The sequence below is a fragment of the Streptomyces sp. NPDC048288 genome (assembly GCF_043201555.1).
In the GTDB taxonomy this organism is placed as follows: domain Bacteria; phylum Actinomycetota; class Actinomycetes; order Streptomycetales; family Streptomycetaceae; genus Streptomyces.
In genome coordinates, this window is record NZ_JBICZD010000003.1 from 836,993 (window position 1) to 863,394 (window position 26,402).

A 26,402-nucleotide genomic window follows, 5' to 3' on the forward strand; every position below is an offset into this window, starting at 1 on the left:
CAAGCTCTCGTCAGGAGACTCTCGATGCGCAATCTGCGCTCTTCGGCGGCGTTCGTCGCCGCTGCCGTGGTGGCCGGCGGCCTCGCCCTCGCCACCCCGGCGGTCGCCGACCCGGACGCCGGTGCCTTCCGCCAGCTGGTCGGCGTCGGCTCGGACACCACCCAGGACGTGCTGAACGCCCTGGCCGGTGACACCGTCAACGGCACCAGCTACTCCGCCACCGCCGTGAAGTCGACGAACGGCGCGGGCATCGCGTCGTACGACGCGATCGAGCCCGGCACCGGCTCCACCACCTCCACCATCAAGACCCGCACGGACGGCCCGTCCTTCCTGCGCCCGAACGGTTCCGGCAACGGCCGTCTCGCCCTCAGCGAGGCGCTGACCGGTGACAAGTACCCGACCAGCGCCGGTGTCTCCATCAGCGGCCAGGTCGACTTCGCGCGTTCCTCCGGCGGCCCGTCGGCCTCCGGCACCGCGCTGACCTACATCCCGATGGCGCGTGACGCGGTCGGCGTCGCGGTCAAGGGCTCGGCCCTGGACACGCTGACCGCGGACCAGCTGCACGACATCTACTCGGGCACCGTCACCACGGTGAACGGCCAGACCGTGCACCCGCGGATCCCGCAGGCCGGCTCCGGCACCCGCAAGTTCTTCCTCGCGGCGATCGGCCTGACGGACGCGACGCTCTCCGCGAACGTCACCACCGTCCAGGAGAACCAGGCCAACGCGGCCCTGACCGAGGACGGCGCGCTCGTCCCGTTCTCCGTCGGTTCCTGGATCGCCCAGAACAACGGCGTCTCCCCCGACTACAGCACCACCGCGGTCGCGGCCGGCGGCCACCTGGCCGCCATCCAGCTGCCCGGCGACACCGGCGCCACCAGCCCGGTCACCACGGTGAACGGCAAGCTGTCCCCGGTCACCGCCTACTACGACAACTCGACCTTCGGCCGCGACGTGTACAACGTCGTCCCGAGCCGGGCGATCGACACCACGAGCATCTTCTTCGACAAGGACCTGTACGACGTCTTCGTCACCAGCGGCAGCCACACCGCCGCGCTGGCGTCGGACGCGGCCGAGACGGTCATCGCCAAGTTCGGCTTCGTCAACGAGTCCTACAACGGCTCCATCTCCGTGGCCAAGCACGCCAAGCTCGGCGGCCTGGAGGAGTCCGGCGTCGACACCTCGGTGCCCGGCGCCCCGACCGTCAAGGCCACCGTCGGCGACGCGAGCCTGAAGCTGTCGTGGACCGCCCCGTCCGCCACCGCGCTGCCGGTCACCGACTACCGCGTCACGCTGACCGACGCGGACGGCGGCGTCGTCGCGGTCAAGGACGTCGCGGCCTCCGCCACGTCGTACTCCTTCACGGGCCTGGCCACCGGCACCTACACCGCCACGGTCACCGCCAACAACCTCAACGGCACCGGTGCCGCGGCCACCTGGACCGGCGCGGTCAAGTACAAGAGCACCACGACCGCCGCCACCGCCACCACCGCGTACGGCAAGACCCCGAAGGTCGCCGTCACCGTCGCCGGCTCGCACAGCGTCACCGCGAGCGGCAAGGTCACGGTGAAGGAGGGCTCCACCACCCTCGGCACCGGCACCCTGAGCTCGACCGGCAAGGTCACCATCAGCCTGTCGAACCACCTCAAGGTCGCCACCCACTCCCTGACGGTGTCCTACGGCGGCAGCTCCAAGCTGAACTCGTCGTCCGCCACCGTCTCCCTGAAGGTCACCAAGGCCTCGGCGGCGGTCTCCACCTCCGCCCCGACCTCGGTGAGCCACACCGCCAAGGCCAAGGTCACCGTCAAGGTCACCGCGACCGGCACCACCCCGGGCGGCACCGTCCGCGTCTACCAGGGCTCCAAGGTGATCGCCACCGGCACGCTCAGCAGCGGCAAGGTCACCATCACCCTGCCGAAGCTGGCCAAGGGCAAGCACACCCTGCACGCCTTCTACGTCGGCTCCTCGACCGTGAACTCGAAGACGGGCGCCAACTTCTCCATCACCAGCAAGTGACCGTCTGACGGGCCCGCCGGGAGCCACCACGGCTCCCGGCGGCCCCTCATCGGTCTCTCCGAACCGATCTTCCCGAACCGAACGTTCCGAACCGATCTTTCCGAAGGAGGCGGGCCGCCGTGACGGTCGCCGTACCGACACCGAAAGCTCTGGCTCCGGCCGTGCCGCGCAGGCCCGTCCGCAGCCTCACCTTCGTCCGCCACCTCTCGCGCGGCGGACTGCTCAGTCTCGCCGCCCTGCTGCTCGGCATGACCGTCCAGCTGCTGGTGGTCAGCGGCGCGCAGCAACACTCCGCCCAGCACTCCGACTTCAACCGGCTGCGCGAGGAACTCGCCCTCGGCACCGCCCCGGTGGCCCAGACCGACCAGGACGGCAAGCTGCTGGCCCCCGGTTCGCCGGTCGCCATCGTCGAGATACCGAAGCTGGGTCTGAGCCAGGTCGTCCTGGAGGGCACCGACTCCTCCGTCATGACGGACGGCCCGGGGCACCGCCGGGACACCCCGATGCCCGGCCAGGCCGGTACCAGCGTGCTGATGGGCCGGGCGGCGGCGTACGGCGGCCCGTTCGGCCGGCTCTCCGAGCTGACCTCCGGCGACACCTTCACCGTGATCACCGGCCAGGGCAAGGCGAAGTACCTGGTCATCGACGTACGACGGGCCGGTGACCCGGCGCCGACCGCGCTCGCCTCCGGGAAGAGCCGGCTGGTGCTGATCACGGCGACGGGCCCGAAGTTCATGCCCTCGGGCGTCCTGCGCGTCGACGCCGACCTGGTCTCCGACACGTTCCAGACGCCGGCGGCCGTGATCCGGGCCGGTACGCTCCCGGCCTCCGAGGAACCCCTGGCGCGGCCCTCCGGGATGCCGTGGCCGCTGGTGATGTGGCTGCAGGCACTGCTGCTGACGGCGGTCGCCGCCGTCTGGGCCTGGCACCGCTGGGGCCGCCACCAGACATGGATCGTCTTCGCCCCGGTCGTCGCCGTGCTCGGCCTCCAGGTCGCGACGCGCACCACCGAACTGCTGCCGAATCTGCTGTGACAGGTGAATGAGATGACCGAGACCGCGACGACCGACACCGCGACCACCGAGACCGCCCCCGAGGCGGCCGACCCCGCGCTGACCGACACCGCCGTGCTGCCCGCCCCCGTGGTGGACGGCCCCGCCCCCGCCACCCTCGAAGCCCGTGCCGTCTCCGCCTGGTTCGGCTCCCACCAGGTGCTCAGCCGGGTGTCGCTGACCATGCCCGCGGGCGAGGTCACCGCGCTCATCGGCCCGTCCGGCTGTGGCAAGTCGACGTTCCTGCGCACCCTGAACCGGATGCACGAGATGATCCCGTCGGCGCAGTTCGGCGGCGAGGTGCTGTTCGAGGGCGAGGACATCTACGACGCGTCCTGGCGGCTGACCGACGCCCGCCGCCGGATCGGCATGGTCTTCCAGAAGCCGAACCCGTTCCCGGCGATGTCGATCTACGACAACGTGGTGGCCGGCCTGAAGCTGACCGGTACGAAGGTCGGCCGCCGGGAGAAGGACGAGCTGGTCGAGGAGTCCCTCACCCGGGCGGGCCTGTGGAAGGAGGTCCGCGACCGGCTCCGGCAGCCCGGCGGCGCCCTGTCCGGCGGCCAGCAGCAGCGGCTGTGCATCGCGCGGGCGCTGGCGGTCCGCCCCCGGGTGCTCCTGATGGACGAGCCGTGCTCGGCGCTGGACCCCACCTCCACCCGTCGGGTGGAGGAGACCATCCACGACCTGGCCGGCCAGGTGACGATCGTGATCGTCACCCACAACATGCAGCAGGCCGCCCGTGTCTCCCAGCAGTGCGCGTTCTTCCTGGCCGAGCAGGGCACCCCGGGCGGCATCGTCGAGCACGGCGCCACCGAGACCGTCTTCAACTCCCCGGAGGACCAGCGGACGGCCGACTACGTGGCCGGCCGCTTCGGCTGAGTTCACTCCGGGGGTCGCTCCGGGGGGCCCTGGGGGTCGCCTGGGGGTCAGCAGTACGGCGGCTGGTTGGTGAGCGAGGACGCCACCCGCATCCAGACGCCGAACTGCTGGTAGAGCGCCGGGAGCAGGCCACGGGCGTGGACGGTGCGGCTGTCCGTGGCCGTCACCCCCGGGATGCCGAGGAGGACGGCCGGGACCGAGGCGGACTGCCAGCGCACGGCGAGGAGCGACTCGCCCTCGGGCGCGGCGGGCCGCTTCGGCGCGGGCGAGAGGGCCTCGGTGACCGTCTCCTCGATCGCCCGGCGGGCCTCCCCGGCCGGGCGCAGCTCGGCGGCGAACCGGTCCCGGGCGTACTTCACGGGGACGGTGACGACCGATTCGTCCCATGCCGTCATCTCGGCGCACGCCGCGTCGTCACCCGTGAGGGCCACGACGGGGACGCCGAGCGCGGCGGCGGTGGCGTGCGCAAGGCCGATCTCGCCGACGGGCCTGCCGTCCAGCCACATGTCCTCGATCTCGTGGCCCATGAAGCTGTGGCTGAGGACGCCGAGGGCGCCGGCCCGGGAGTGGTAGCCGACGCATATCGCCGCGTCGGACTCCGCGGTGAGCCCCTCCAGCATGAGCATCCGCTTCGGTTTGCCGCGGACCAGGCGGGCCGCCGGATGCAGGGCTTCGGGGAGGAGGTTCCGCATCGGCCCGTGGGCGTCGTTGACGAGCACCTCGGTCGCGCCGGCGGCCACCGCCCCGCGGATCGCCGCGTTCACGTCCTCGGCCATCATCGCCCGGCCGCGCTCGTAGTCCCGCCCACCCGGCTGCACGTCGTCCCTGTCGACGAGCCCGGTGATGCCTTCCATGTCCACGCTGATGTAAATACGCACGTCCTGAGGCTATCCGGACCCTACGTATTGTAGGTTCCCCATCGGCCACGGCGGCCGGTCAGCTCATCGGGGGTACTCATGCAGGGCACGGAGACACAGGAGGCACGGCGCAGCCTGGCCCCCACGGTGACGGTGCTGGTGGCGAGCCTGCTGGTCGCGGCCGTGGGCGTGTACGAGCTGTCCGGTTTCGGTCTGCACAGCCTGGACCGGCGTCCGCACCTGTTCAGCGACGGGCTGGCGACGGGCGGGGTGATCGTGGCGGCGGTGGCGGCCGGGGCGGCGATCGGCAACCTGGCGTGGGTGCTGGTGGCGCGGCGGCGGGCCGGGCGGGAGTGCCCGTAAGAGGCCGTCCGCCCCTTCATACCGTTTTCCGCACCGCGGCAGGTCTCTCCCCCGCCTCCCGCCGTTACCCTACAGGCTGTAGGGTCAGCTCCCTTCCGTCATCGTCCCCGTCCCCAAGGTGACCGGTCCCCATGCCCGCACAGCAGTCGGCCCTGAACCCCCCGCGCGCCTCCGCCGCCCGCCGTACCCCCGGCGACGACCCCGGCGCCGCGCTCCGCAGGCGAGCCGCCGACGCCACCGTCTGGTACCTGCGGCTGATCGCGGTACTGAACATAGTGGCCGTGATGTCCCTCCCGTTCCGCCAGGAGGTCGACGAACACAACAACGGCCGCCTCACGCTCCATCTGCACCGGCAGCACGCCCACCACTCCGGCCAGTTCTTCACGCCGTACCTGGCGACCGCGGGCCTGGTCTCGGCCGCCCTCGCCATCTTCTTCGTCCTGGTGATGCGGCGCCGCAAGCGGGCGGCCTGGGTGGTCAACATGTGCCTGGCCACCCCGCTCCTCGCGCTCTACGTCCTCGCGCTCACCCAGCACGAGTACCGCGCCCATGTCTTCAACTGGGTCTCCGTCGCCCTCACCGGGCTCTTCGTGGCCGCGCTGCTGATCAGCCGCCGGGAGTTCAACGCGGTCGGCGACCCGTCGAACCCGCGGCTGGCGCTCGCGGTCGGCGCGGGCGGCCTCCTGGTGACCGGCGGCCTGGGCACGCTCCTCGTCCACGCCACGAACAAGCTCCCGGGCGCCACCCTCCCCGACGAGATCGCCTACACCCTGCTGCGGGGCGTCAGCGTCGGCCCGCTCGCCGACCACGTGACCGCCGTACACGCCTCCCGCTGGACCGACATCGTCATCAACATCCTCCTCGCCGCCGCCTTCTGCCTGGTCCTGTACGCCCTCTTCCGCTCCCCGCGCGGCCGCCGGCTGCTCGGCCCGGAGGACGAGTCCCGGCTGCGCGGCCTGCTGGAGCGGCACGGCGCCCGCGACTCCCTCGGCTACTTCGCCCTGCGCCGCGACAAGGCGGCGATCTTCTCCCCCACCGGCAAGGCGGCGGTCACCTACCGCGTCGTCGGCGGCGTCAGCCTCGCCTCCGGCGATCCGATCGGCGACCCGGAGGCCTGGCCCGGCGCGATCGACGCCTGGCTGACGGAGGCCCAGCGGCACGCGTGGACCCCCGCCGTGATGGGCGCGAGCGAGGAGGCGGGCACCATCTACGCCCGGCACGGCCTGGACGCCCTGGAACTGGGCGACGAGGCCATCGTCGACATCGCCGACTTCACCCTGGAGGGCCGCGCGATGCGCGTCGTCCGCCAGGCCCACAACCGGGTCCGCCGGGCCGGCTACACGGTCCGCATCCGCCGCCACGAGGACATCCCGCCGGACGAGATGGCCACCTTGATCGAACGGGCCGACAGCTGGCGCGACGGCGCCACCGAACGCGGCTTCTCCATGGCCCTGGGCCGCCTCGGCGACCTCGCGGACGGCCGCTGCGTCATGCTCGAATGCCGCGACGCGAACGACACCCCCCGCGCCCTCCTCAGCTTCGTCCCCTGGGGCGAGCACGGCCTCTCCCTGGACCTGATGCGGCGCGACCGCGACTCCGAGAACGGCCTGATGGAGTTCATGGTCGTCGAACTCCTCCTGCGCGCCGCCGAGCTGAAGGTCGACCGCGTCTCCCTCAACTTCGCCATGTTCCGCTCGGTCTTCGAACGCGGCTCCCGCCTCGGCGCGGGCCCCGTCCTGCGCCTCTGGCACGCCACCCTCACCTTCTTCTCCCGCTGGTGGCAGATCGAGTCCCTCTACCGCGCCAACGCCAAGTACCGCCCCGTCTGGGAACCCCGCTACATCCTCTTCACCAAGTCCAGCGACCTCCCCCGAATCGGCCTGGCCAGCGCCCGCGCGGAGGGCTTCCTCACGGTTCCCTGGGGGTCGTGACGGGACCGTGGGTCAGAGGCGGTAGGTGCCGGTGCCGGGGAAGCCGCCGCCCACGGTGAAGCCGATGACCGCGCCGCCGCCCTCGCGGCGGAAGGCGAAGGGGGCTCCGCCGTGGGCCATGGCGACCTCGCGAACGATGGAGAGGCCGAGGCCGGAGCCGGGGAGGGAGCGGGCGTCGGCGGCGCGGTAGAAGCGGTCGAAGATGCGGATGAGGTCGCCGTCGGCGATACCGGGGCCGCGGTCGAGGACCTCGACGCGGACCGTGCCCTGCCGGGCGGGCCCGGTGACGTTGATCTCGATGGGACCCTTGCCCTCGCGGTCGAACTTGGCCGCGTTCTCGACGAGGTTCGACAGGGCCCGCTGGAGCATCCCGGGGCGGCCGTCGGTCGTCGTGTCGCCGCTGAAGCGGAGCAGGATGTCGCGGCCGGTACGACGGCGGGCCAGCCCGGCCACGTCCTCCGCGATGTCGGCGAGGTCCACCCGCTGCGGCGGCTCCGAGTCCGACTGCCCGGCCGCCAGGTCGACCAGCTCGTTGACCAGGTCGGTCAGCTCACGCGCCTCCTGGCCGAGGTCGGCGACGAGTTCGTCGCGGGTGGCGGGCGGGAGTTCGTCGATACGGCGGAGCAGGGAGATGTTCGTACGGAGCGAGGTGAGCGGCGTACGGAGTTCGTGCCCGGCGTCCTGGACGAGCCGCCGCTGGTCCTCCTCCGACTGCGCGAGCCGGCCCAGCATCCGGTCGAAGGCGCGGCCGAGCCGCCCCACCTCGTCGAGGCCGGTGACCGGGACCTGGATGCCGAGCTGCCGGGTACGGGCCACGCCCTCCGCGGCCGAGGTGAGGATCACCAGCCGGCGGGTGATCCGCCGGGCCAGCCACCAGCCGAACAGCCCGGCGGCGACCACGACCGCCGCCATCAGGATGAGGGTGCGCTGCTGGAGCGCCCGCAGCAGGTCCTCGGTGTCGCTGAACTCCTGCGCCACCTGCACCGCGCCCCGCCCGTCGCCGAGCGAGACCGTGGCGATCCGGAACAGGTCCTCACCGACCCGGACGTCCTTGTGCTGGGCCGTCTTCCCGGCGGCCCCGGCCATCGCGGCCTCCCGGTCCGCGGCGGTGACGGGCAGCACCGGGCTCCCGTGGTCGACGATCTCGCCGCGCGCGCCGAGCACCTGGACATCGGTGCGGGCCGGGCGGACCAGATCATGCCCGGGCCGCGAGGAGGAGAAGTCCTCCGGCACCATCTTGTGCGTCTTCACCTCGTCCTGGACGTCCGAGACGACCTGCGTGAACACCGACTGCTGGTCGACCCGGACCAGCCGGGCGGCGGCGTTGTAGGACAGGATGCCGACGACGATCGTGACGGCCGCGGTGACCGCCGCGAAGGAGACGACGAAGGTGGTGCGCAGGGAGACCAGCTTCGGCCGGCGCCGGGCCAGCATCCGCCTGAGCCGCGCCGGCCGCCCGAGACGGCCCACTCAGTCCTCCCGCAGCACGTAACCCACGCCCCGGACGGTGTGGATCAGCTGCGGGGCGCCGGGCTCGTCCAGCTTGCGGCGCAGGTAGCCGACGTAGACGGCGAGGTTCTTGGAGCCGGGGCCGAAGTCGTAGCCCCAGATACGGTCGTAGATCGTGGAGTGGTCGAGGACGATCCCCGCGTTCCTGGCCAGCAGCTCCAGCAGCTCGAACTCGGTACGCGTCAGCTCCAGCTCGCGCCGGCCGCGCCAGGCCCGGCGGGCCTGGAGGTCCATGCGCAGACCGGCGGCCTCCACCTGGCGGTCGGAGATCTGCGGCTCCCGGCCGGGCTCGGCGGGGGCCACACCGCCGCCTCCGCCGCCACCGGCGGTCACCGGGGAGGTACGGCGCAGCAGCGCGCGCAGCCGGGCGAAGACCTCCTCCACGTCGAAGGGCTTGACCACGTAGTCGTCGGCGCCCGCGTCCAGCCCGGCGATCCGGTCGGCGGTCTCGACCAGCGCGGTCAGCATGAGGATCGGGGTCCGGTCCCCCTCCGCGCGCAGCACCCGGCAGACCTGGAGGCCGTCGATGCCGGGCATCATCACGTCGAGGACGAGGACGTCGGGCCGGTCGCGGTGGGCGTGCGCCAGGGCTTCCACACCGTCCGCGACCGCCGTCACCTCATAACCCTCCAGGGTGAGGGCCCGCTCCAGGGCGTGGCGGATGGCGCGGTCGTCTTCGGCGAGCAGCACAGTCTGGGGCACGCACCCAGTCTGCCAAGGCCTCCGGCGGTTAGGCCGGGCTGAGCGGGCCTACGATCACCCTTTTTACCTGCCTCTCACCGTCACAGAGGCAACGGGCCTTTTGTTTTGGCTATCGGCCGGTGGGGGCTGAGCGCGCCCACGCGGCGGAGCCGCACATCGACAGGGTCCCGCGCCCCTTACGGGGCGCTGAGCCTCGCCAGCTGTTCCGCGAACGGGATCACCTGCAGGTCGTCGGACTTATGCGGCTTCGTCGCCGCCAGGCCCGTCATCAGCCCCGCCAGTTCTCCCGCCGCCCGCTCGATGCGGTCGTCCAGGCCCTCCGCGCCCCAGTCCTCCGAGGCCGCGTAGACGCCCGTCGGTACGACCACGGCCCGCAGGTAGGCGAACAGGGGCCGCAGCGCGTGCTCCAGCACCAGCGAGTGCCGGCCGGTACCGCCGGTCGCGGCGACGAGTACCGGCTTGCCGACCAGCGCTTCCTTGTCGAGGACGTCGAAGAACGACTTGAACAGACCGCTGTACGAGGCTGTGAAGACCGGCGTCACGGCAATGAGCCCGTCCGCCTCGGTCACCGCCGCCAGGGCGGCCGCCAGCTTCCGCCCCGGGAACCCGTTGGTGAAGTTGTGGGCGATCTCGACCGCGAGGTCGCGCAGCTCCACGACCTCGACCTGCACCTCGGCCTCGCGCCCCACGGCGGCGGCCAGCCGGTCGGCCAGCAGCCGCGTGGACGACGGCACGCTCAGCCCCGCCGACACGACGACGAGCTTCATGCCCGGACCTCCTTCGTCTCCGTCTTCTCCGCGGCGGCGGCCGCGACCAGCGACGCGTGCGTCGGCGCCTCGGGAACGTCCGCCGGACGGCCGTTCGCGAACTCCTTGCGCAGCACCGGTACGACCTCCTCGCCCAGCATGTCGAGCTGCTCCAGGACCGTCTTCAGCGGCAGCCCCGCGTGGTCGACGAGGAACAGCTGGCGCTGGTAGTCACCGGCGTACTCGCGGAAGGCCAGCGTCTTCTCGATGACCTGCTCGGGCGTGCCGACGGTCAGCGGGGTCTGGTCGGTGAAGTCCTCCAGGGAGGGCCCGTGGCCGTAGACCGGCGCGTTGTCGAAGTACGGCCGGAACTCGCGCACCGCGTCCTGCGAGTTCTTCCGCATGAACACCTGGCCGCCGAGGCCGACGATCGCCTGCTCGGGCGTGCCGTGCCCGTAGTGGGCGTACCGGGCCCGGTACAGCTCGACCATCCGCTTGGTGTGGTCGGCGGGCCAGAAGATGTTGTTGTGGAAGAAGCCGTCGCCGTAGTAGGCGGCCTGCTCGGCTATCTCGGGCGAGCGGATGGAACCGTGCCAGACGAAGGGCGCGACGCCGTCCAGCGGGCGCGGGGTGGCGGTGAAGCCCTGCAGCGGGCTGCGGAACTTGCCCTCCCAGTTCACCACGTCCTCGCGCCACAGCCGGTGCAGCAGCGCGTAGTTCTCGATGGCGAGGTTGATGCCCTGCCGGATGTCCTGACCGAACCAGGGGTAGACCGGGCCGGTGTTGCCGCGGCCCATCATGAGGTCCACCCGGCCGTCGGCCAGGTGCTGGAGCATCGCGAAGTCCTCGGCGATCTTCACCGGGTCGTTGGTGGTGATCAGGGTGGTGGAGGTGGAGAGCAGGAGCCGCTCCGTCCGCGCGGCGATGTAGCCGAGCATGGTGGTCGGCGACGACGGCACGAACGGCGGGTTGTGGTGCTCGCCGGTCGCGAACACGTCCAGACCGACCTCCTCGGCCTTCAGCGCGATCGCGACCATCGCCTTGATGCGCTCCCGCTCGGTCGGCGTCCGCCCCGTGGTGGGGTCCGGCGTGACATCGCCGACCGTGAAGATCCCGAACTGCATGCTCGCTCACCCTCCAGGTTGTTTACGATTCAACTATACCCACAGAACGAGACCCCACGTCCACCTATTCCCGCCCCTCGGCCACCGGCCCCCTCCGCTCAGCGGGCCGCCTGGAAGGCCCGGCCCGCCGCCGTGGCCGTCGTACCGTTCGTGAAGAGCCCGCTGCTCGGCTTCGCCGGGTCCGCGCCCAGCCCGAACCACGCGTAGCGACGGACGTACGACAGACCGTCCAGCATCTTCGCCGACGCCGTGACGAAGTCCGCCTGCTGCCGCGCGGACGGGAAACGCGTCCCCTGCGAGAAGTCGATCAGCGCGTACTCGGTGAGCCAGATCGGCTTGTGGTACCGCGCGTACACCGACGTCAGGTACTGCCTCAGCTGCTCCACGGCCTGCGGGGTGCGGAAGTCACCGCCGTACCAGTGCAGCGTGATGAAGTCGACCCGGTACCCCTTCGCCGAGGCCCCGGACATGAACCGGTCCAGCCAGCCGCCCGGATCCGCCGCACCGGTCGCCACCGCCGGGCTGCCCAGCACCTTGCCCGCCGCCATCAGCTTCGGCCACAGCCCCAGCGCCTGCTCGACGGTCATGTTCGACTGCTGCGCCATGTCCGGCTCGTTGAACCCGAGCAGGTACGGCCCCGCCGCGCGCGCCTGCGCCAGCGACGCGTCGGTCACGGACGCCGCTCCCCAGATCATCGGCACGAAGGAGGCCGACCCCGGGGCCGTCACGCCCTGGTGCCGGGTGTCCCAGGTGTAGTACCAGCTCGCCCCGCTCGCGGCGAGCGCCTGGCTCACCCTGTCGAACGTCCACACCCCGACGCCCTTCTTGGCACCGGAGACGACCTGCACGGGCGCCGCGCCGTGCTTCGAGGGGTTCGGCTGCGGCGACGACTTCGGGGACGGCTTAGGGGAAGGGGACCCGCTGGGGCTGGGACTGGGACTACGGCTGGGGGTCGGGGCGGCGCTGCTGGAGGTCACGGCCACCGGGCTCGGCGGCGGAGCCGTCTCCGCGACCGGGGCGGACGGTCCCGCCGTCAGCCGGGCGGCGACCAGCGCGGCCACCGCGACGGTCGCGACCACCGCCGAGCCACCCACCACGAGCTGCTTACGCGCCAGCCGCCCGACCGTACGCCCACGCCCGTGTCCGTGTCCGTGCCGCCGCCGCGGAACACCACCGGAACCGGAACCGGAACCAGAGCCCGAACCCGAACCCGAAGCAGAGCCCGAACCCGAACCCGCTGCCGCCAGTTCCAGTACCCGCCCCGGATCGAGGCCGGCCGGCACCGCCACCAGCGGCAGGCCGCTCAGCAGCCGGTCCATCGGCAGCAGCCCCCGGTCCAGGCCCTCGCACACCCCGCAGCCACGTATGTGACGGCCGAACCGCTTGCGCCACAGCGGACTCGGCGTGCCGTCCCACGGCAGGGCGATCCCGTCCAGCTCCGCACAGCGCGGGTCGGCCCCCAGCCCCCGCACCACGCACCGCGAGACCTCCATCTGCTTCTTCATCCGCTGCACGCGCACGGCCGCGTGCCGGTCGGACAGCCCCAGCGCACCGGCGAGTTCGGCGCGCTCCAGCTCGCCGGTCTCCTCCAGCCACCACAGGGACAGCAGCTCCTGGTCGTCCGGGTCGAGCCAGCGCGTCGCCTCGGCGACCTCCCGGCGCTGCTCGGTCAGCCCCAGCCGCAGGATGGTCAGCCCGGCGAAGTCGAGGGCGGGATCGGTGATCGTCTCCGCGTCGTCCAGGTGCGCCCTGCGGTCCCGGTCCGCGGCCCGCGACTGCTCCCGGTCGCGCACCTGCCGGATCGTGATGGCGACCAGCCACGACCGGAAAGCGGACGGATCCCGCAGCTTCGGCAGCCCCCGCACCATGCGCAACAGCGTCTCCTGTACGACGTCGTCGACATCGGCGTGACCGTTCAGGGCCCGGCCGACGATGTTGTAGACCAACGGCAGGCACTGGCCGACCAGTTGCTCCAGGGCCGGTCCGTCGCCGGCGCGAGCCGCCGTCACCACGCCGGGGTGCGGCCCCCTCCGGTGGTTCTCGATCATGTGGGTCGTTCCTCCGCGCAGAGTCGGGCTGTCGGAACGGAGACCCCCCGACCCCCACGAGGACAACAGAAAAACCGGCGGGCGGACACCGAAACCCGTTCGGCTCCGCGATTTGTGTTGTACGGCCCCCACCGACGCGGTCACCGAGAGGCAGGCACACATCCGGCACCGCCCGAGGAAGGCACAAGGATGGCACGAGGACGCAGGAGACACGGCGCGCGACCACCGCGACGACGCGCCTGGTGGTACGCCGGAGCGGCCGCCGCCCTCGCGACGGCCGCCGCCGTACTGATCGGCTACGGCACCTGGCCCCCGTCGACCGAGACCGGGACCGACACCGCGAGCACGGTGCACACCCGGACGTCCACGGCCCTCCCGCCCGGCTCCCCGCACCCCACCTCCTCCCCCACACCGAGCCGCGCCCCCTCGCCCTCCGCCTCCCCCAAGACCACGCCCAAGGCATCACCGAGAACCACCCCGAAGCCGAAGACGACGGCCTCCCGAACCTCCGCCGGGCCCACCACGGCCCCCGCCGGCAAACGCCTGATCACCGTCGTCAACAAGACCCCGAAGACGGTCTGGGCCGTCGTCACCAACACCGCCGTCTACCCGGCCGGCCGCGAACTCGCCCCCGGCCAGAGCCTGTCGGTGACCGTGGCCGACAACTGGGGCGGCCGCATCTGGGGCCGTACCGGATGCACCGACGGCACGGCCGCGGGCCCCTGCGCCTCCGGCGACTGCACCAGCGTCTGCACCGGCGGCAACCCGCCCACCACCCTCGGCGAGTTCACCTTCGACGCCTACGCCGGCATGGACTTCTACGACGTCAGCATGGTCGACGGCGCGAACCTGCCCATGTGGATCAACATCTCCCACACCACGACCACCGACCCGGTCAGCTCCACCGGCTGCTACCGGGGCGTCTGCACCACGGACGTCGACTGCCCCGCCGCCATGCAGGCCCGCTCCGGCGGCCGGGAGATCGGCTGCAAGCCGCCCTGCGCGGCCTTCGGCGGCGACACCTACTGCTGCCGCGGCGCCTGGGCGGGCCGCGAGAACTGCGTCCCCGCCAAGTGGCCGGTCGACTACACCCAGGTCTTCAAGCGCGCCGCGCCCTACGCCTACGCGTACGCCTTCGACGACGCGGCGACGATGCCCTGCAAGGGCGCCTGCTCCTACCGGATCACCTTCGGGACCACGAACGGCGGCACCTGACGCGGGCCCAGCGGACCCTCGGGACGCGTTCACCCGGACGGCCCGTCCACGAGGCCGCGCCGTCCGGGGACCTCGACGCTGGAATCCCGGGCGTCACCCGACGCCCTCGCAGCAGAGGACCGGCATGCGCATATCCCGTGAGTCCCGCCGCACCGTGCACATCGCCCGCTGGGGCGCGGCCCTTCTGGCCCTGTCGGGGGCCACCTCCGTCCTGGCACCCGACACCGCGCGGGCCGGCGGTCCCAGCGGTGACCCCGGCCGGGCGAAGCCCACCATCGTGCTCGTGCACGGTGCCTTCGCCGACGCGTCGAGCTGGAACGGCGTCGTGGAACGGCTCCAGCAGAACGGCTACACGGTGGCCGCACCGGCCAACCCGCTCCGCGGCATCCCCGAGGACTCCACCTACCTCGCGAGCTTCCTGAAGTCGATCACCGGGCCGGTCGTCCTGGTCGGCCACTCCTACGGCGGTGAGGTGATCTCCCAGGCCGCCGTGGGAAACGACAACGTCAAGGCCCTCGTCTACATCAACGCGATCATGCCCGACACCGGGGAGTCGTTCACCAGCCTCTCCGCGAAGTTCGCGCCCGCCCCGCTCACCAAAGCCCTCAAGCAGGTGCCCTTCCGGGGCCGTGACCGCACCACCGGCACGGACGTGTACGTGCAGCCGAACCTCCTGCGCCGGGTCTTCGCCGCGGACCTGCCCACGAGCCGGACCGCCGTCCTCGCGGCCACCCAGCGCCCGATCGCGCTGTCGGCGTTCACGGACAAACTCACCGGCGCCGCCTGGCGGAACAAACCCGTCTACGTCCTCGTCGGCAAGCAGGACCAGGCGATCAACCCGGACCTGGAACGCTTCGAGGCGAAACGCGCCAACGCCCGCAGGACGGTCCAGATCGACTCCTCGCACGTCTCCCTGGTCTCCCACCCACAGGCGGTCAAGGACCTGATCACCGAGGCAGCCGAGGACTACATCTGGGGCACGACGAAAAAGTCCTGACCGTCCCCGTCCCGCTCAGAAGGCGTACGGGTCCCCGGTCGCCAGCACCAGCACCCGCTGCCTGTCGTTCGTACGGTCGTGGTCCACCGCGCTCCCGCTCCAGGCCACCTCCACCGCCAGCGTCACCTCCGACGGCCGCTCCCGCAGCCGTACCGGCACCACCAGCTGCTCGCCGGGCAGCTCGGCCGCCAGCGGCCCGGTGCCGCACACCACCTCCCGGTCGCCGGTGCGCGCGCAGGCGGCCGGCAACCGCTGCTCGTCCGCCAGCGCCGCCGACCAGCTCAGCCGCACGCTGGCGTCGGCGACGGCGTCCGGCCCGAGATCGGCCGGGGTCAGCCGGACCTCCATCACGCCCCCGCTCATCACGGCGGAACCGTGCACCTCCAGGTCGGCGTCCCCGGCCCAGGCGGCACCGCCCGTCCCCAGCACCAGCGCACCGGCCGCCACCGCACCGGCCACCGCACCGGCCACCGCAAGTCCGTATCGCCGCATCGCCACGCCATCCGTCCCGTCCGGCTCCGACAGTCCTACGGATGTATGCCACCCGGGCCCCACCCCGGTTACCTCCCAACAGGTGACGCGGGCCCGACGTGACAGGCTGCGAGCATGCTGATCCTCCGCTCCGCCGCCCTCTTCATTGTCGCCGCCCTCTTCGAGATCGGCGGCGCCTGGCTGGTCTGGCAGGGCGTACGCGAGCACCGCGGCTGGCTCTGGATCGCCGGCGGCATCCTCTCCCTCGGCGCCTACGGCTTCGTCGCCACCTTCCAGCCCGACGCCCACTTCGGCCGCATCCTCGCGGCCTACGGCGGCATCTTCGTCGCCGGCTCACTCCTCTGGGGCGCCGTCGCCGACGGCTACCGCCCGGACCGCTGGGACCTCACGGGCGCGGCGATCTGCCTGGCGGGCATGGCGCTGATCATGTGGGCCCCGAGAAACTGACGTGAGACGAGCGCCCCCGCAGGGGCGCTGGGGGTCCCCCGGCCGAAGGCTGGGGGAGGAACTGCGCGACCAGCCCCCACGGACCCACAGCCGCCCGACTCCGCACCATCCACGGCGCCTAGACTCTCCGGAACAACCCGCACAGGACACACCCCGCTGAGGAGCACACCCCCATGGCCCCGTCCCGCATCGCGGTAGTCACCGGCGCCAGCAGCGGCATCGGCGCCGCCACCGCCCGCCGGCTCGCCGCCGCCGGCTACCGCGTGGTCCTCACCGCCCGCCGCGAGGACCGCATCGAGGCGCTGGCCAAGGAGATCGGCGAGGCCGGCGGTGAGGCGACCGCCTACCCCCTCGACGTGACGGACCGCGCGGCCGTCGACGAGTTCGCGACGGCCTTCAAGGCGATCGCCGTCCTCGTCAACAACGCCGGCGGAGCCCTCGGCGCCGACCCGGTGGCCACCGGCGACCCGGCCGACTGGCGCACGATGTACGAGACGAACGTCATCGGCACCCTGAACCTCACCCAGGCCCTGCTCCCCAAGCTGGAGGCGAGCGGCGACGGCACGGTGGTCGTGGTCTCCTCCACGGCCGGTCACGGCACCTACGAGGGCGGCGCCGGCTACGTCGCCGCCAAGCACGGCGCGCACGTCCTCGCGGAGACCCTCCGCCTGGAGATCGTCGGCAGGCCGGTCCGGGTGATCGAGATCGCGCCGGGCATGGTCAGGACGGACGAGTTCGCGCTGACCCGCTTCGGCGGCGACGAGGAGAAGGCCGCCAAGGTCTACCAGGGCGTCGCCGAGCCCCTCACCGCCGAGGACGTGGCCGACACCATCACCTGGACGGTCACCCGCCCCAGCCACGTCAACATCGACCTCCTCGTCGTCCGCCCCCGCGCCCAGGCCTCCAACACCAAGGTCCACCGGGACCTGTGATGCCGGACGAGGACCCGGCGGCCGCCCTGGAACAAGACCTGGAACAAGCCCGCCTGAAGCAAGAGACCCGGAACGAACGCCAGGTCTGGTACTTCCTGGCCTACTTCCTCTTCGGCATCCACCTCATCGCCTTCGTGATGATCTACGCGGTCCGCCACGCGAAGTGACGGACCGCGCGGTCACCCCTTGACGCAGACGACCTGCTTGAGCTTCGCGACGACCTCGACGAGGTCCCGCTGCTGGTCGATGACCTGGTCGATCGACTTGTACGCACCCGGGATCTCGTCCACGACACCGGAGTCCTTGCGGCACTCCACGCCCCGGGTCTGCTCCTCCAGGTCCCGGGTCGAGAACCGGCGCTTGGCCGCGTTGCGGCTCATCCGCCGGCCGGCGCCGTGCGAGGCCGAGTTGAAGGACAGCGGGTTGCCGAGGCCCTTCACGATGTACGAACCGGTGCCCATGGACCCCGGGATGATCCCGAACTCCCCGCTCCCCGCCCGGATCGCGCCCTTGCGGGTGACCAGCAGGTCCATCCCGTCGTAGCGCTCCTCGGCGACGTAGTTGTGGTGGGCGCTGATCTCCGGCTCGAAGACCGGCCTGGCCTTCTTGAACTCCTTGCGGATCACGTCCTTCAGGAGCGCCATCATCAGCGTGCGGTTGTGCTTCGCGTACTCCTGCGCCCAGAAGAGGTCGTTGCGGTACGCCGCCATCTGCGGGGTGTCCGCGACGAAGACGGCGAGATCGCGGTCGACCAGGCCCTGGTTGTGCGGGAGCTTCTGGGCCACACCGATGTGGTGTTCGGCGAGTTCCTTGCCGATGTTGCGGGATCCGGAGTGCAGCATCAGCCACACCACACCGGTCGTATCCGTGCAGACTTCGACAAAATGGTTGCCGGAACCGAGCGTTCCCATCTGCTGATGCGCCCGTTCCTGACGGAACTTGACCGCATCCGCCACCCCGTCGAACCGCCCCCAGAACTCCCCCCACCCGGCCGTGGCCAGTCCGTGGAAGTCGCCCGGCTCGACCGGATCGGTGTGCATGCCGCGGCCCACCGGAATCGCCTGCTCGATCTTGGAGCGGAGCCGCGAGAGGTCGCCCGGCAGGTCGTTCGCCGTGAGGGACGTCTTCACCGCGGACATCCCGCAGCCGATGTCGACGCCGACCGCGGCCGGGCACACCGCGCCCTGCATCGCGATGACGGAGCCGACCGTGGCGCCCTTGCCGTAGTGGACGTCGGGCATGACGGCGAGGCCCTTGATCCACGGCAGGGTCGCGACGTTGCGCAGCTGCTGGAGCGCCACGTCCTCGACCGTCGTCGGGTCGGTCCACATCCGGATCGACACCTTGGCGCCCGGTATCTCCACGTACGACATGACTTCCTCATTCCCCCGCGAACAGCACATCAAAAAGGACGAACAGAATTAATGACATGAAACGCAAATGCAGCGCCAAGGTCGCTGAAATCAGACAAGGGACCGGCGTTCACAGCAGTGCGTGCGATACACATTGTCTCCAGGGGACTCCCCGCTGCGGCAAGCGAATAACCAGCGGGGACACTGGAGCAGGACCGAGCGACCCAGTGAACGGAAGGGAGCCTGACCGTGCAGCGGAAGGCGTACGTAACCGGCACCGCCGCGCTTCTCGCGGCCCTGCTGGCCGGCTGCACGAGCGGTTCCAGCGGGGGCGACGACACCAGCGACAAGAACGCGGACACCAGCACCTCCACCGTCGCCGCCCAGCCCGGCAAGTACCGCACCCTCCCCGAGGCCTGCGGCGCGGTCAGCCACGACACCCTGGACTCCCTGCTCCCCGGTATCGCCCAGATCACCGACCAGGAGCAGCGCGACAAGGCCTACGCGGGCGACGCCACGCTCACCTACGACACCGACCGCAAGGTCGGCTGCCGCTGGAAGGTCGAGTCCAGCGACGCCACCGACCGGCTCTCCGTCGACTTCGAGCGCGTGGTGTCGTACGAGAACGCGATCAGCGACGACACCGAGGCGCAGACGATCTACACGCAGATGGAGGCGGCGGCCGACATCCCCGAGTCCGCGTCCCCGACCGCGAGTGCGAGTACGAGCACGACCGAGTCGGAGTCGGATTCGCCGTCCGGGTCGCCCTCCTCGTCGGTGTCCCCCTCGGCCTCCGCCACGCCCACCGCCTCCGGTTCCGGCTCGGCGTCCGGGTCCCCCTCCGCCTCCACCACCCCGGCCGCCCTCCAGCCCCGCACGCTCGCCGACCTCGGCGACGAGGCGTATCTCGACGATCAGCTCAGCGCGTCCGGTTCGACGGCCGAACAGCGGACCGTGACTGTGGTGTTCCGCACGTCCAACGTCGTGGTGACCATCGAGTACGAGGAGCAGCCGATGGCCACCGGGACCGTCCCGGACAGCAAGGAAATGCAGGACAGGGCCCAGAATCTGGCCGCCCAACTGGCCGAGGCCCTCAACGGCTGACCGGCCGGGCACGCCGTCCGCACCCCGTCCGCAAAGCGCGCGAACCAAAACCGCACAGCTCCCTCACCGCGTACCGTGGCCCCTCGGACCCGATCCGACCGCAGGAACCCCGAACGTATGAGTGAAGGAACCATGCAGCGAGTAGCAGTCCAGCCAGCCGACCAGAGCGCCCGCACCGAACGGAACGCACCGCGACGGGCAGGGCGCCTGCGCCGCGGTCTCGTCTGCGCGGCGGCCGTCCCCGCGGTGGCCCTGTTCGCGACGGCCTGCTCCTCGGACTCGGACAGCGGCGCGCAGGGGACGGGCAGCGGCTCCAGTACCGGCACCGGTACCGTCACCTCCCCCTCCGGCGACTCCACGGCCGCCTCGCCGACCGTCCAGGCGGCCAAGTACCAGAAGCTGCCCGAGCCGTGCGCGGTGCTGTCGAAGAAGACCCTCACCGAACTCGTGCCGAAGGGCGTGAAGTCGGGCAAGGAGGGCAGCTCGGACGATGTGGCCACGCGCAACAGCTGCTCCTGGAGCAGCCTGGACAACAACGGTGTGAAGGGCTCCCAGTTCCGCTGGCTGAACATCTCCTTCCTGCGCTTCGACTCGGACGCCAACCGCGGCTCCGGCGAGAAGCAGGCCGAGGCGTACTACACGAGCCAGCTGCAGGACGCCCAGTCCGTGACCGGCGCCAAGAACACCAAGTCGGTGCCGGTGACCGGGGCCGGCGACCAGGCCACCGCGGTGCGCTACGACCTGAAGAAGAAGGAGGGCGCCTTCAAGCAGCAGACGGTGGTGGCCCGGGTCGCGAACGTGGTCGTCACCCTCGACTACAACGGCGCGGGTCTGGCCGGCGAGAAGACGCCGTCCGCCGACACGCTCACGAAGGCCGCGGAGAAGGCCGCCAAGGAGGCGGTGGCGTCCGTCTCGACCGCCAACGGGTCCGGTTCCGCTCCGAGTTCACCTGCGGCGACACCCTCCAAGTCCGCTTCCGCGTCCCCCTCCGCCTCCGCGTCGCCCTCCAAGTCGTCAGCCAAGAAGAGCTGACCGGCAACACGTGCGCCGCACACATGTGCCACCCTGTTGCGCGCAACAACACGCAAGGGGAGGGGAGTACGGGTGGCCGAGCGAATACAGCTGACTCGGATGCACCGCGTTCTCATCGGCGTGGTCGTGACCGGCGCGATGATCATCGCCGGCATCGGCTTCGCCGGTTCGTACGCGGCCGTCCGTGAGCTGGCCATCAAGAAGGGCTTCGGGAACTTCGCCTATGTCTTCCCGATCGGTATCGACGCGGGCATCTGCGTCCTGCTCGCCCTCGACCTGCTGCTGACCTGGATCCGCATCCCCTTCCCGCTGCTGCGGCAGACGGCCTGGCTGCTGACCATCGCCACGATCGCCTTCAACGGCGCGGCGGCCTGGCCGGACCCGCTGGGCGTGGGCATGCACGCGGTCATCCCGGTCCTGTTCGTGGTGGCGGTCGAGGCGGCCCGGCACGCGATCGGGCGGATCGCCGACATCACGGCGGACAAGCACATGGAGGGGGTCCGCCTCACCCGCTGGCTGCTCTCCCCGGTCCCGACCTTCCTGCTCTGGCGCCGTATGAAGCTGTGGGAGCTGCGCTCCTACGACCAGGTCATCAAGCTGGAGCAGGAACGTCTCGTCTATCAGGCGCGGCTCCGCTCCCGCTTCGGCCGGGCCTGGCGCCGCAAGGCTCCGGTGGAGTCCCTGATGCCGCTGCGCCTGGCGAAGTACGGCGTCCCCCTCGCCGACACCGCCCCGGAGGGGCTGGCGGCGGCGGGCATCGACCTCCCGGCCCTCCTGCCGGCCCCCGCACCCGCCGTACCGGCCCCGGCTCCGGCGGCAGCGGTCGCACCGCCCGCCGAGCAGCGCCCCGAACTGGCCGCCGGCGCCGGGCAGCCGGCCGTTCCCCGGCAGGCCGCGGCGCCGGAACCCGAGGGGGACGTCAACCAGTGGCTGCACGCCAGGGACCCGCAGCAGATCCAGTACCACGGCGACTACAACCCCGACTTCGAGCCGCCGTACGAGCCGCAGTTCACCGAGGAGCAGTACGCGGCCTGGTACGAGCAGGAGCAGCAGCGGTACCAGCAGGAGCAGCAGTACCAGCAAGAACAGCAGTACCGGCAGGAACAGCTCGCCCAGAGCCAGTTCCCGGAGGAGCAGCCGCCCCTCCCCGAGGAGTCCCCGTCGGAGCAGACCGGCAGCTTCCCCATCCCCTCCGGCCCGGGCCGCACCCGTGAGCTCGGCGAGGGCGGCGGGCCCCCGGAGCCGACGGAGGAGGACTTCTACCTGGTCTTCAAGAAGTCGATAGACGGCGGTTACCCCAGCTCCGGCCAGTTCCGGGGTGACGTGGAGGCGACCTTCGGCATCACGCTCCCGCAGCGCGACGCGGATCGCATGGTCAACCGCTTCACCAACCGCCACACGGCGGAGCTGCAGGAAGACCACATCGCGTAAGCCGAACGAAGGGGCCCTCCGCCGAGGAGGGCCCCTTCTTCATGCTTCGTGCCTCACATCCCGGTGCTACGCCCCGAGCAGGGCCCGTACCCGCTCCTGCCCCACCGCGAGCAGCAGCGTGGGCAGCCGGGGGCCGGTGTCCCGGCCCACCAGCAGGTGGTACAGCAGCGCGAAGAACGTGCGCTGGGCCGTCTTGATCTCGGCCGGCAGCTCCTTGGGCGTCGCGTCCGCGGAGAACCCGGCCTGCACCTTGGGCACGCCGTACACGAGGTGGGTCAGCCCGTCGAGCGACCAGTGCTCGGCGAGCCCGTCGAGCAGCAGTCGTACGGACTGCTGGGACGCCTCGTCGAGGGACTTCAGCAGCTCGGCGTCGGGCTCCTCGCGGACGATGGTCCGCTGGTCGGCCGGTACCTGGGTGTTGATCCAGGCCTCGGCCTTGTCGTACCGCGGGCGGGCCTCGTCCACCGACCCCAGCGGGTTCGCCGGGTCCAGCTCGGTCAGAATCCGCAGCGCCTGGTCCTCGTGCCCGGCGGTGATGTCGGCGACGGAGGCGAGGGTCCGGTACGGCAGCGGCTTGGGCGTCCGCGGCAGCTCACCGCCGGCCGTGCGCACGGCACGCGAGTGCGCGGCGACGTCGGCGGGCAGCGCGGCGCCCTCCGCGACCTTGGCGTCGAGCTTGTCCCACTCGTCGTAGAGCCGCTGGATCTCCTGGTCGAAGGCGATCTTGAAGGACTGGTTGGGCCGGCGGCGGGCGTACAGCCAGCGCAGGATCTGCGGCTCCATGATCTTCAGCGCGTCGGCCGGGGTCGGCACCCCGCCCCGGGACGACGACATCTTGGCCATGCCGCTGATGCCGACGAAGGCGTACATGGGCCCGATGGGCTGCTGCCCGCCGAAGATCCCGACGATCTGCCCGCCCACCTGGAAGCTGGACCCCGGCGAGGAGTGGTCGACACCGCTCGGCTCGAAGATCACGCCCTCGTAGGCCCAGCGCATCGGCCAGTCGACCTTCCAGACCAGCTTGCCGCGGTTGAACTCGTTCAGCCGGACGGTCTCGGTGAAGCCGCACTCGGCGCAGACGTACGACAGCTCGGTGCTGTCGTCGTCGTACGCCGTGACGGTCGTCAGGTCCTTGCCGCAGCCCCCGCAGTACGGCTTGTACGGGAAGTACCCGGCGGAGCCGGACGAGCCGTCGTCCTCGCTCGCCGCGCCCGAGCCCTCCTCGGCCTCCAGCTCGGCCTCGTCGACGGCCTTCTGCTGCTGCTTCTTGGGGGCCTTCTTCGTCCGGTACTGGTCCAGGATCGCGTCGATGTCACCCCGGTGCTTCATGGCGTGCAGCACCTGCTCCCGGTACACACCGGACGTGTACTGGGCCGTCTGGCTGATCCCGTCGAACTCCACACCCAGCTCGGCCAGCGACGCGACCATCGCGGCCTTGAAGTGCTCGGCCCAGTTCGGGAACGCGGAGCCCTTCGGCGCGGGCACGGAGGTCAGCGGCTTGCCGATGTGCTCGGCCCAGCTCTCGTCGACCCCGGCGATACCGGCGGGCACCTTGCGGTACCGGTCGTAGTCGTCCCAGGAGATCAGGTGCCGCACCTGGTACCCGCGCCGCCGGACCTCGTCCGCGACCAGGTGCGGGGTCATCACCTCGCGCAGGTTGCCCAGGTGGATCGGCCCCGACGGCGAGAGCCCGGACGCGACGACGACCGGTTTGCCCGGGGCCCGACGCTCCGACTCCTCGATGACCTCATCCGCGAAACGGGAGACCCAGTCGGTGGTCTCGGTGCTCTGAGCCACGTCGGCACGTCCTTCTTTCTGGCAACGGGCAGCCGGTACGGTCGCACGGCTGACCGCTCCATTCTCCCAGGCGCCGTCACATCTACGAAAACGGGTTCCCGAGAGGCCCCCGACCGGCGGCGCAACCGCCGCTTGGGGGCGCTGGGCTGTATCCGATATGCGGCTCCGCCGCGCGGGCGCGACCAGCGACCGCGCACCCCCCGACCGGCGGCGCAGCCGCCGCTTAGGGGCGCGGGGAACTGCGCGACCAGCCCCCACGCACCCGCACCCGGCAGCGCACCGCACCACCCCCACCCCGTGGCCGCAAAAACCCCTTTACCCCCCGTGAAATACTGGACCCGTCTACCCGCACCCACGAGGAGAACGGCTCCCACCCCATGGCCCCGGTCACGTCCCTCAGCGACTCCGTCACCCAGCAGCTCACGAACGCCCTCTCGGCCACCCTGCCGGAGGCCCCCGTGGACCCCCTGCTGCGACGCAGCGACCGCGCCGACTACCAGGCGAACGGCATCCTCGCCGCCGCCAAGAAGGCCAAGGCCAACCCCCGGGAGCTGGCGACGCAGGTCGTCTCGCACATCACCACCGGCGCGGACCTGATCCAGGACGTCGAGGTCTCCGGCCCCGGCTTCCTCAACATCACCCTCGCGGACCGGGCGATCACCGAGAACCTGGCCGCGCGGTACGCGGACGGCGACCGGCTCGGCGTGCCCTCCAAGCCGCACCCGGGCCTCACCGTCATCGACTACGCGCAGCCGAACGTCGCCAAGGAGATGCACGTTGGCCACCTGCGCTCCGCGGTGATCGGCGACGCCCTGCGCGGCATGCTCGACTTCACCGGCGAGCGGACGGTCGGCCGGCACCACATCGGCGACTGGGGCACCCAGTTCGGCATGCTCATCCAGTACCTGATCGAGAACCCGGCCGAGCTGGCCGCGGAGACCGACACGGACGGCGAGCAGGCCATGTCGAACCTGAACCGGGTCTACAAGGCGTCCCGGGCGGTCTTCGACGCGGACGAGGAGTTCAAGGAGCGGGCCCGGAAGCGGGTGGTCTCCCTCCAGTCCGGCGACAAGGAGACCCTCGACCTGTGGCAGCGGTTCGTGGACGAGTCGAAGGTCTACTTCTACTCGGTCTTCGAGAAGCTGGACATGGAGATCCGCGACGACGAGATCGTGGGCGAGTCGGCGTACAACGACGGCATGCCCGAGACCGCCCGCCTCCTGGAGGAGATGGGCGTGGCGGTCCGCTCCGAGGGCGCGCTCGTCGTCTTCTTCGACGACATCCGGGGCAAGGACGACCAGCCGGTCCCGCTGATCGTGCAGAAGGCGGACGGCGGCTTCGGCTACGCGGCCTCCGACCTGACGGCGATCCGCAACCGGGTCCAGGACCTGCACGCCACGTCCCTGCTCTACGTCGTGGACGTCCGCCAGTCCCTGCACTTCAAGATGGTCTTCGAGGCGGCCCGCCGGGCGGGCTGGCTCACCGACGACGTCACCGCGCACAACATGGGCTACGGCACGGTGCTGGGTGCGGACGGCAAGCCGTTCAAGACGCGTGAGGGCGAGACCGTACGGCTGGAGGACCTGCTGGACGAGGCGGTGCAGCGGGCCGCCGAGGTCGTCCGGGAGAAGGCGCAGGACCTGACCGAGGACGAGATCCAGGAGCGGGCCACGCAGGTCGGCATCGGCGCGGTGAAGTACGCCGACCTGTCCACGTCCCCCAGCCGGGACTACAAGTTCGACCTGGACCAGATGGTCTCGCTCAACGGCGACACCTCGGTCTACCTCCAGTACGCCTACGCCCGGATCCAGTCCATCCTCCGCAAGGCGGGCGACGTCCGCCCCGCCGCCCACCCGGAGCTGGAACTGCACACCGCGGAGCGGGCGCTGGGCCTGCACCTGGACGCCTTCGGCGACACGGTCTTCGAGGCGGCGGCCGAGTACGCCCCGCACAAGCTGGCCGCGTACCTGTACCAACTGGCGTCCCTCTACACCTCGTTCTACGACAAGTGCCCGGTCCTCAAGGCCGACACCCCGGCCCAGGTCGAGAACCGCCTCCTCTTCTGCGACATGACCGCCCGCACCCTCCACCAGGGCATGTCCCTGCTGGGCATCCGGACACCCGAGCGGCTCTGACCGCGGGCAGGAGACCCGGTCGACACCACGGCGCCGCGCCCCGAAGAACATTCGGGGCGCGGCGCCGTGGTGTCGGTGTCCGTGTCGGGCGGACGGCTACTTGTTCTCGCCCGGCCCCGCGCTGCCACCGCCGCCGAACGCCCCGTACAGAGTCGCCATGGCGAGGACGACGAGCGCCAGGGACTGGGGCTGAACTCCCATGTGGGGCTATGCCGATCCGGTACCTGGGTCCTGACCC

Annotated in this window: 23 protein-coding genes; 14 read left to right on the top strand and 9 right to left on the bottom strand. The window is 71.4% G+C overall.

Going from position 1 to position 26,402, the window contains the following annotated elements; all coding sequences use genetic code 11:
• The first annotated feature begins 24 nt into the window (after nucleotides 1-24).
• The 3 genes from ACGFZS_RS15225 (at nucleotide 25) to pstB (ending at nucleotide 3,950) form a co-directional block, all read left to right on the top strand.
• Nucleotides 25-2,016, top strand: a complete 1,992-nt coding sequence (locus tag ACGFZS_RS15225) for an Ig-like domain repeat protein (protein WP_393795417.1) — start codon at nucleotides 25-27, stop codon at nucleotides 2,014-2,016.
• A 119-nt stretch (nucleotides 2,017-2,135) separates the two neighbouring features.
• Nucleotides 2,136-3,050 carry a sortase gene (locus ACGFZS_RS15230; protein ID WP_393795418.1) on the top strand — a complete coding sequence of 305 codons (915 nt, stop codon included), beginning with the start codon at nucleotides 2,136-2,138 and terminating at the stop codon, nucleotides 3,048-3,050.
• Between the two features lie 12 nt (nucleotides 3,051-3,062).
• A complete protein-coding gene (gene pstB / locus ACGFZS_RS15235; RefSeq protein ID WP_393795419.1) occupies nucleotides 3,063-3,950 on the top strand; it encodes a phosphate ABC transporter ATP-binding protein PstB in 888 nt (295 codons plus the stop codon).
• A gap of 47 nt (nucleotides 3,951-3,997) precedes the next feature.
• Here pstB and ACGFZS_RS15240 read toward each other — a convergent pair whose 3' ends face one another.
• Complete coding sequence (locus ACGFZS_RS15240; protein ID WP_393795420.1) at nucleotides 3,998-4,828, bottom strand: M55 family metallopeptidase; 831 nt, start codon at nucleotides 4,826-4,828, stop codon at nucleotides 3,998-4,000.
• 78 nt (nucleotides 4,829-4,906) lie between these two features.
• Here ACGFZS_RS15240 and ACGFZS_RS15245 point away from each other — a divergent pair, with 78 nt between their 5' ends.
• Nucleotides 4,907-5,170 (top strand): hypothetical protein, encoded by a 264-nt coding sequence (locus tag ACGFZS_RS15245; protein ID WP_393662294.1) that lies wholly within the window; start codon nucleotides 4,907-4,909, stop codon nucleotides 5,168-5,170.
• Nucleotides 5,171-5,301: 131 nt separating this feature from the next.
• Entirely contained in the window at nucleotides 5,302-7,101 is a 1,800-nt protein-coding gene (locus ACGFZS_RS15250) for a phosphatidylglycerol lysyltransferase domain-containing protein (RefSeq protein ID WP_393795421.1), read from the top strand.
• Between the two features lie 12 nt (nucleotides 7,102-7,113).
• On the opposite strand, the gene ACGFZS_RS15255 is transcribed toward ACGFZS_RS15250, so the two are convergent.
• The 5 genes from ACGFZS_RS15255 to ACGFZS_RS15275 form a co-directional block, all read right to left on the bottom strand.
• Nucleotides 7,114-8,535 carry an ATP-binding protein gene (locus tag ACGFZS_RS15255; RefSeq protein ID WP_393795473.1) on the bottom strand — a complete coding sequence of 474 codons (1,422 nt, stop codon included), beginning with the start codon at nucleotides 8,533-8,535 and terminating at the stop codon, nucleotides 7,114-7,116.
• A gap of 36 nt (nucleotides 8,536-8,571) precedes the next feature.
• Nucleotides 8,572-9,312: a response regulator transcription factor gene (locus ACGFZS_RS15260; RefSeq protein ID WP_355721710.1), complete on the bottom strand. Its 741-nt coding sequence runs from the start codon at nucleotides 9,310-9,312 to the stop codon at nucleotides 8,572-8,574.
• Between the two features lie 176 nt (nucleotides 9,313-9,488).
• On the bottom strand, nucleotides 9,489-10,079 hold the full coding sequence (locus tag ACGFZS_RS15265; protein WP_393795422.1) for an FMN reductase: 591 nt from the start codon (nucleotides 10,077-10,079) through the stop codon (nucleotides 9,489-9,491).
• A complete protein-coding gene (locus tag ACGFZS_RS15270) occupies nucleotides 10,076-11,182 on the bottom strand; it encodes an LLM class flavin-dependent oxidoreductase (protein ID WP_393795423.1) in 1,107 nt (368 codons plus the stop codon). Before ACGFZS_RS15270 ends, ACGFZS_RS15265 begins: the two co-directional genes overlap by 4 nt.
• 98 nt (nucleotides 11,183-11,280) lie before the next feature.
• A complete protein-coding gene (locus ACGFZS_RS15275; protein ID WP_393795424.1) occupies nucleotides 11,281-13,230 on the bottom strand; it encodes a sigma-70 family RNA polymerase sigma factor in 1,950 nt (649 codons plus the stop codon).
• Nucleotides 13,231-13,419: 189 nt separating this feature from the next.
• On the opposite strand from ACGFZS_RS15275, the gene ACGFZS_RS15280 reads away from it, so the two are divergent.
• Together ACGFZS_RS15280 and ACGFZS_RS15285 are read left to right on the top strand one after the other, a co-directional pair.
• Entirely contained in the window at nucleotides 13,420-14,445 is a 1,026-nt protein-coding gene (locus tag ACGFZS_RS15280; RefSeq protein WP_393795425.1) for a thaumatin family protein, read from the top strand.
• Nucleotides 14,446-14,569: 124 nt separating this feature from the next.
• Nucleotides 14,570-15,442 (top strand): alpha/beta fold hydrolase, encoded by an 873-nt coding sequence (locus ACGFZS_RS15285; RefSeq protein ID WP_393795426.1) that lies wholly within the window; start codon nucleotides 14,570-14,572, stop codon nucleotides 15,440-15,442.
• A 15-nt stretch (nucleotides 15,443-15,457) separates the two neighbouring features.
• Here the strand turns inward: ACGFZS_RS15285 and ACGFZS_RS15290 are convergent, their stop codons facing one another.
• Nucleotides 15,458-15,934, bottom strand: a complete 477-nt coding sequence (locus tag ACGFZS_RS15290; RefSeq protein ID WP_393795474.1) for a hypothetical protein — start codon at nucleotides 15,932-15,934, stop codon at nucleotides 15,458-15,460.
• Nucleotides 15,935-16,048: 114 nt separating this feature from the next.
• Between ACGFZS_RS15290 and ACGFZS_RS15295 the strand changes: the two genes are divergently transcribed.
• The 3 genes from ACGFZS_RS15295 to ACGFZS_RS15305 all read left to right on the top strand — a co-directional run bounded on the left by ACGFZS_RS15295 (nucleotide 16,049) and on the right by ACGFZS_RS15305 (nucleotide 17,480).
• A complete protein-coding gene (locus ACGFZS_RS15295) occupies nucleotides 16,049-16,381 on the top strand; it encodes a YnfA family protein (RefSeq protein ID WP_393538423.1) in 333 nt (110 codons plus the stop codon).
• A gap of 173 nt (nucleotides 16,382-16,554) precedes the next feature.
• Nucleotides 16,555-17,313, top strand: coding sequence for an SDR family NAD(P)-dependent oxidoreductase (locus ACGFZS_RS15300; protein WP_393795427.1), 759 nt, complete (start codon nucleotides 16,555-16,557; stop codon nucleotides 17,311-17,313).
• Complete coding sequence (locus tag ACGFZS_RS15305; protein ID WP_365692733.1) at nucleotides 17,313-17,480, top strand: hypothetical protein; 168 nt, start codon at nucleotides 17,313-17,315, stop codon at nucleotides 17,478-17,480. The genes ACGFZS_RS15300 and ACGFZS_RS15305 overlap by 1 nt, the downstream gene beginning before the upstream one ends.
• Nucleotides 17,481-17,492: 12 nt before the next feature.
• Here ACGFZS_RS15305 and ACGFZS_RS15310 read toward each other — a convergent pair whose 3' ends face one another.
• Nucleotides 17,493-18,686, bottom strand: a complete 1,194-nt coding sequence (locus ACGFZS_RS15310; RefSeq protein ID WP_393795428.1) for an RtcB family protein — start codon at nucleotides 18,684-18,686, stop codon at nucleotides 17,493-17,495.
• Nucleotides 18,687-18,914: 228 nt separating this feature from the next.
• Between ACGFZS_RS15310 and ACGFZS_RS15315 the strand changes: the two genes are divergently transcribed.
• The 3 genes from ACGFZS_RS15315 to ACGFZS_RS15325 all read left to right on the top strand — a co-directional run bounded on the left by ACGFZS_RS15315 (nucleotide 18,915) and on the right by ACGFZS_RS15325 (nucleotide 22,232).
• On the top strand, nucleotides 18,915-19,769 hold the full coding sequence (locus tag ACGFZS_RS15315) for a DUF3558 domain-containing protein (RefSeq protein ID WP_393795429.1): 855 nt from the start codon (nucleotides 18,915-18,917) through the stop codon (nucleotides 19,767-19,769).
• A gap of 117 nt (nucleotides 19,770-19,886) precedes the next feature.
• Nucleotides 19,887-20,801: a DUF3558 domain-containing protein gene (locus tag ACGFZS_RS15320; protein WP_393795430.1), complete on the top strand. Its 915-nt coding sequence runs from the start codon at nucleotides 19,887-19,889 to the stop codon at nucleotides 20,799-20,801.
• A 99-nt stretch (nucleotides 20,802-20,900) separates the two neighbouring features.
• Complete coding sequence (locus tag ACGFZS_RS15325; protein ID WP_393795431.1) at nucleotides 20,901-22,232, top strand: DUF2637 domain-containing protein; 1,332 nt, start codon at nucleotides 20,901-20,903, stop codon at nucleotides 22,230-22,232.
• A gap of 66 nt (nucleotides 22,233-22,298) precedes the next feature.
• Here ACGFZS_RS15325 and lysS read toward each other — a convergent pair whose 3' ends face one another.
• Nucleotides 22,299-24,029, bottom strand: coding sequence for a lysine--tRNA ligase (gene lysS, locus ACGFZS_RS15330; protein WP_393795432.1), 1,731 nt, complete (start codon nucleotides 24,027-24,029; stop codon nucleotides 22,299-22,301).
• 377 nt (nucleotides 24,030-24,406) lie between these two features.
• On the opposite strand from lysS, the gene argS reads away from it, so the two are divergent.
• Nucleotides 24,407-26,164, top strand: a complete 1,758-nt coding sequence (argS, locus tag ACGFZS_RS15335; RefSeq protein ID WP_393795433.1) for an arginine--tRNA ligase — start codon at nucleotides 24,407-24,409, stop codon at nucleotides 26,162-26,164.
• Nucleotides 26,165-26,402: the final 238 nt, after the last annotated feature.

What these genes read in the sequence shown, in the direction of transcription:
- ACGFZS_RS15225 (WP_393795417.1), top strand. Translation starts at nt 25, where the DNA reads ATGCGCAATCTGCGCTCTTCGGCGGCGTTCGTCGCCGCTGCCGTGGTG.
- pstB (WP_393795419.1), top strand. Translation starts at nt 3,063, where the DNA reads ATGACCGAGACCGCGACGACCGACACCGCGACCACCGAGACCGCCCCC.
- ACGFZS_RS15245 (WP_393662294.1), top strand. Translation starts at nt 4,907, where the DNA reads ATGCAGGGCACGGAGACACAGGAGGCACGGCGCAGCCTGGCCCCCACG.
- ACGFZS_RS15250 (WP_393795421.1), top strand. Translation starts at nt 5,302, where the DNA reads ATGCCCGCACAGCAGTCGGCCCTGAACCCCCCGCGCGCCTCCGCCGCC.
- ACGFZS_RS15255 (WP_393795473.1), bottom strand. Translation starts at nt 8,535, where the DNA reads ATGCTGGCCCGGCGCCGGCCGAAGCTGGTCTCCCTGCGCACCACCTTC.
- ACGFZS_RS15265 (WP_393795422.1), bottom strand. Translation starts at nt 10,079, where the DNA reads ATGAAGCTCGTCGTCGTGTCGGCGGGGCTGAGCGTGCCGTCGTCCACG.
- ACGFZS_RS15270 (WP_393795423.1), bottom strand. Translation starts at nt 11,182, where the DNA reads ATGCAGTTCGGGATCTTCACGGTCGGCGATGTCACGCCGGACCCCACC.
- ACGFZS_RS15275 (WP_393795424.1), bottom strand. Translation starts at nt 13,230, where the DNA reads ATGATCGAGAACCACCGGAGGGGGCCGCACCCCGGCGTGGTGACGGCG.
- ACGFZS_RS15280 (WP_393795425.1), top strand. Translation starts at nt 13,420, where the DNA reads ATGGCACGAGGACGCAGGAGACACGGCGCGCGACCACCGCGACGACGC.
- ACGFZS_RS15285 (WP_393795426.1), top strand. Translation starts at nt 14,570, where the DNA reads ATGCGCATATCCCGTGAGTCCCGCCGCACCGTGCACATCGCCCGCTGG.
- ACGFZS_RS15290 (WP_393795474.1), bottom strand. Translation starts at nt 15,934, where the DNA reads ATGCGGCGATACGGACTTGCGGTGGCCGGTGCGGTGGCCGGTGCGGTG.
- ACGFZS_RS15295 (WP_393538423.1), top strand. Translation starts at nt 16,049, where the DNA reads ATGCTGATCCTCCGCTCCGCCGCCCTCTTCATTGTCGCCGCCCTCTTC.
- ACGFZS_RS15300 (WP_393795427.1), top strand. Translation starts at nt 16,555, where the DNA reads ATGGCCCCGTCCCGCATCGCGGTAGTCACCGGCGCCAGCAGCGGCATC.
- ACGFZS_RS15305 (WP_365692733.1), top strand. Translation starts at nt 17,313, where the DNA reads ATGCCGGACGAGGACCCGGCGGCCGCCCTGGAACAAGACCTGGAACAA.
- ACGFZS_RS15310 (WP_393795428.1), bottom strand. Translation starts at nt 18,686, where the DNA reads ATGTCGTACGTGGAGATACCGGGCGCCAAGGTGTCGATCCGGATGTGG.
- ACGFZS_RS15320 (WP_393795430.1), top strand. Translation starts at nt 19,887, where the DNA reads ATGAGTGAAGGAACCATGCAGCGAGTAGCAGTCCAGCCAGCCGACCAG.
- ACGFZS_RS15325 (WP_393795431.1), top strand. Translation starts at nt 20,901, where the DNA reads ATGCACCGCGTTCTCATCGGCGTGGTCGTGACCGGCGCGATGATCATC.
- argS (WP_393795433.1), top strand. Translation starts at nt 24,407, where the DNA reads ATGGCCCCGGTCACGTCCCTCAGCGACTCCGTCACCCAGCAGCTCACG.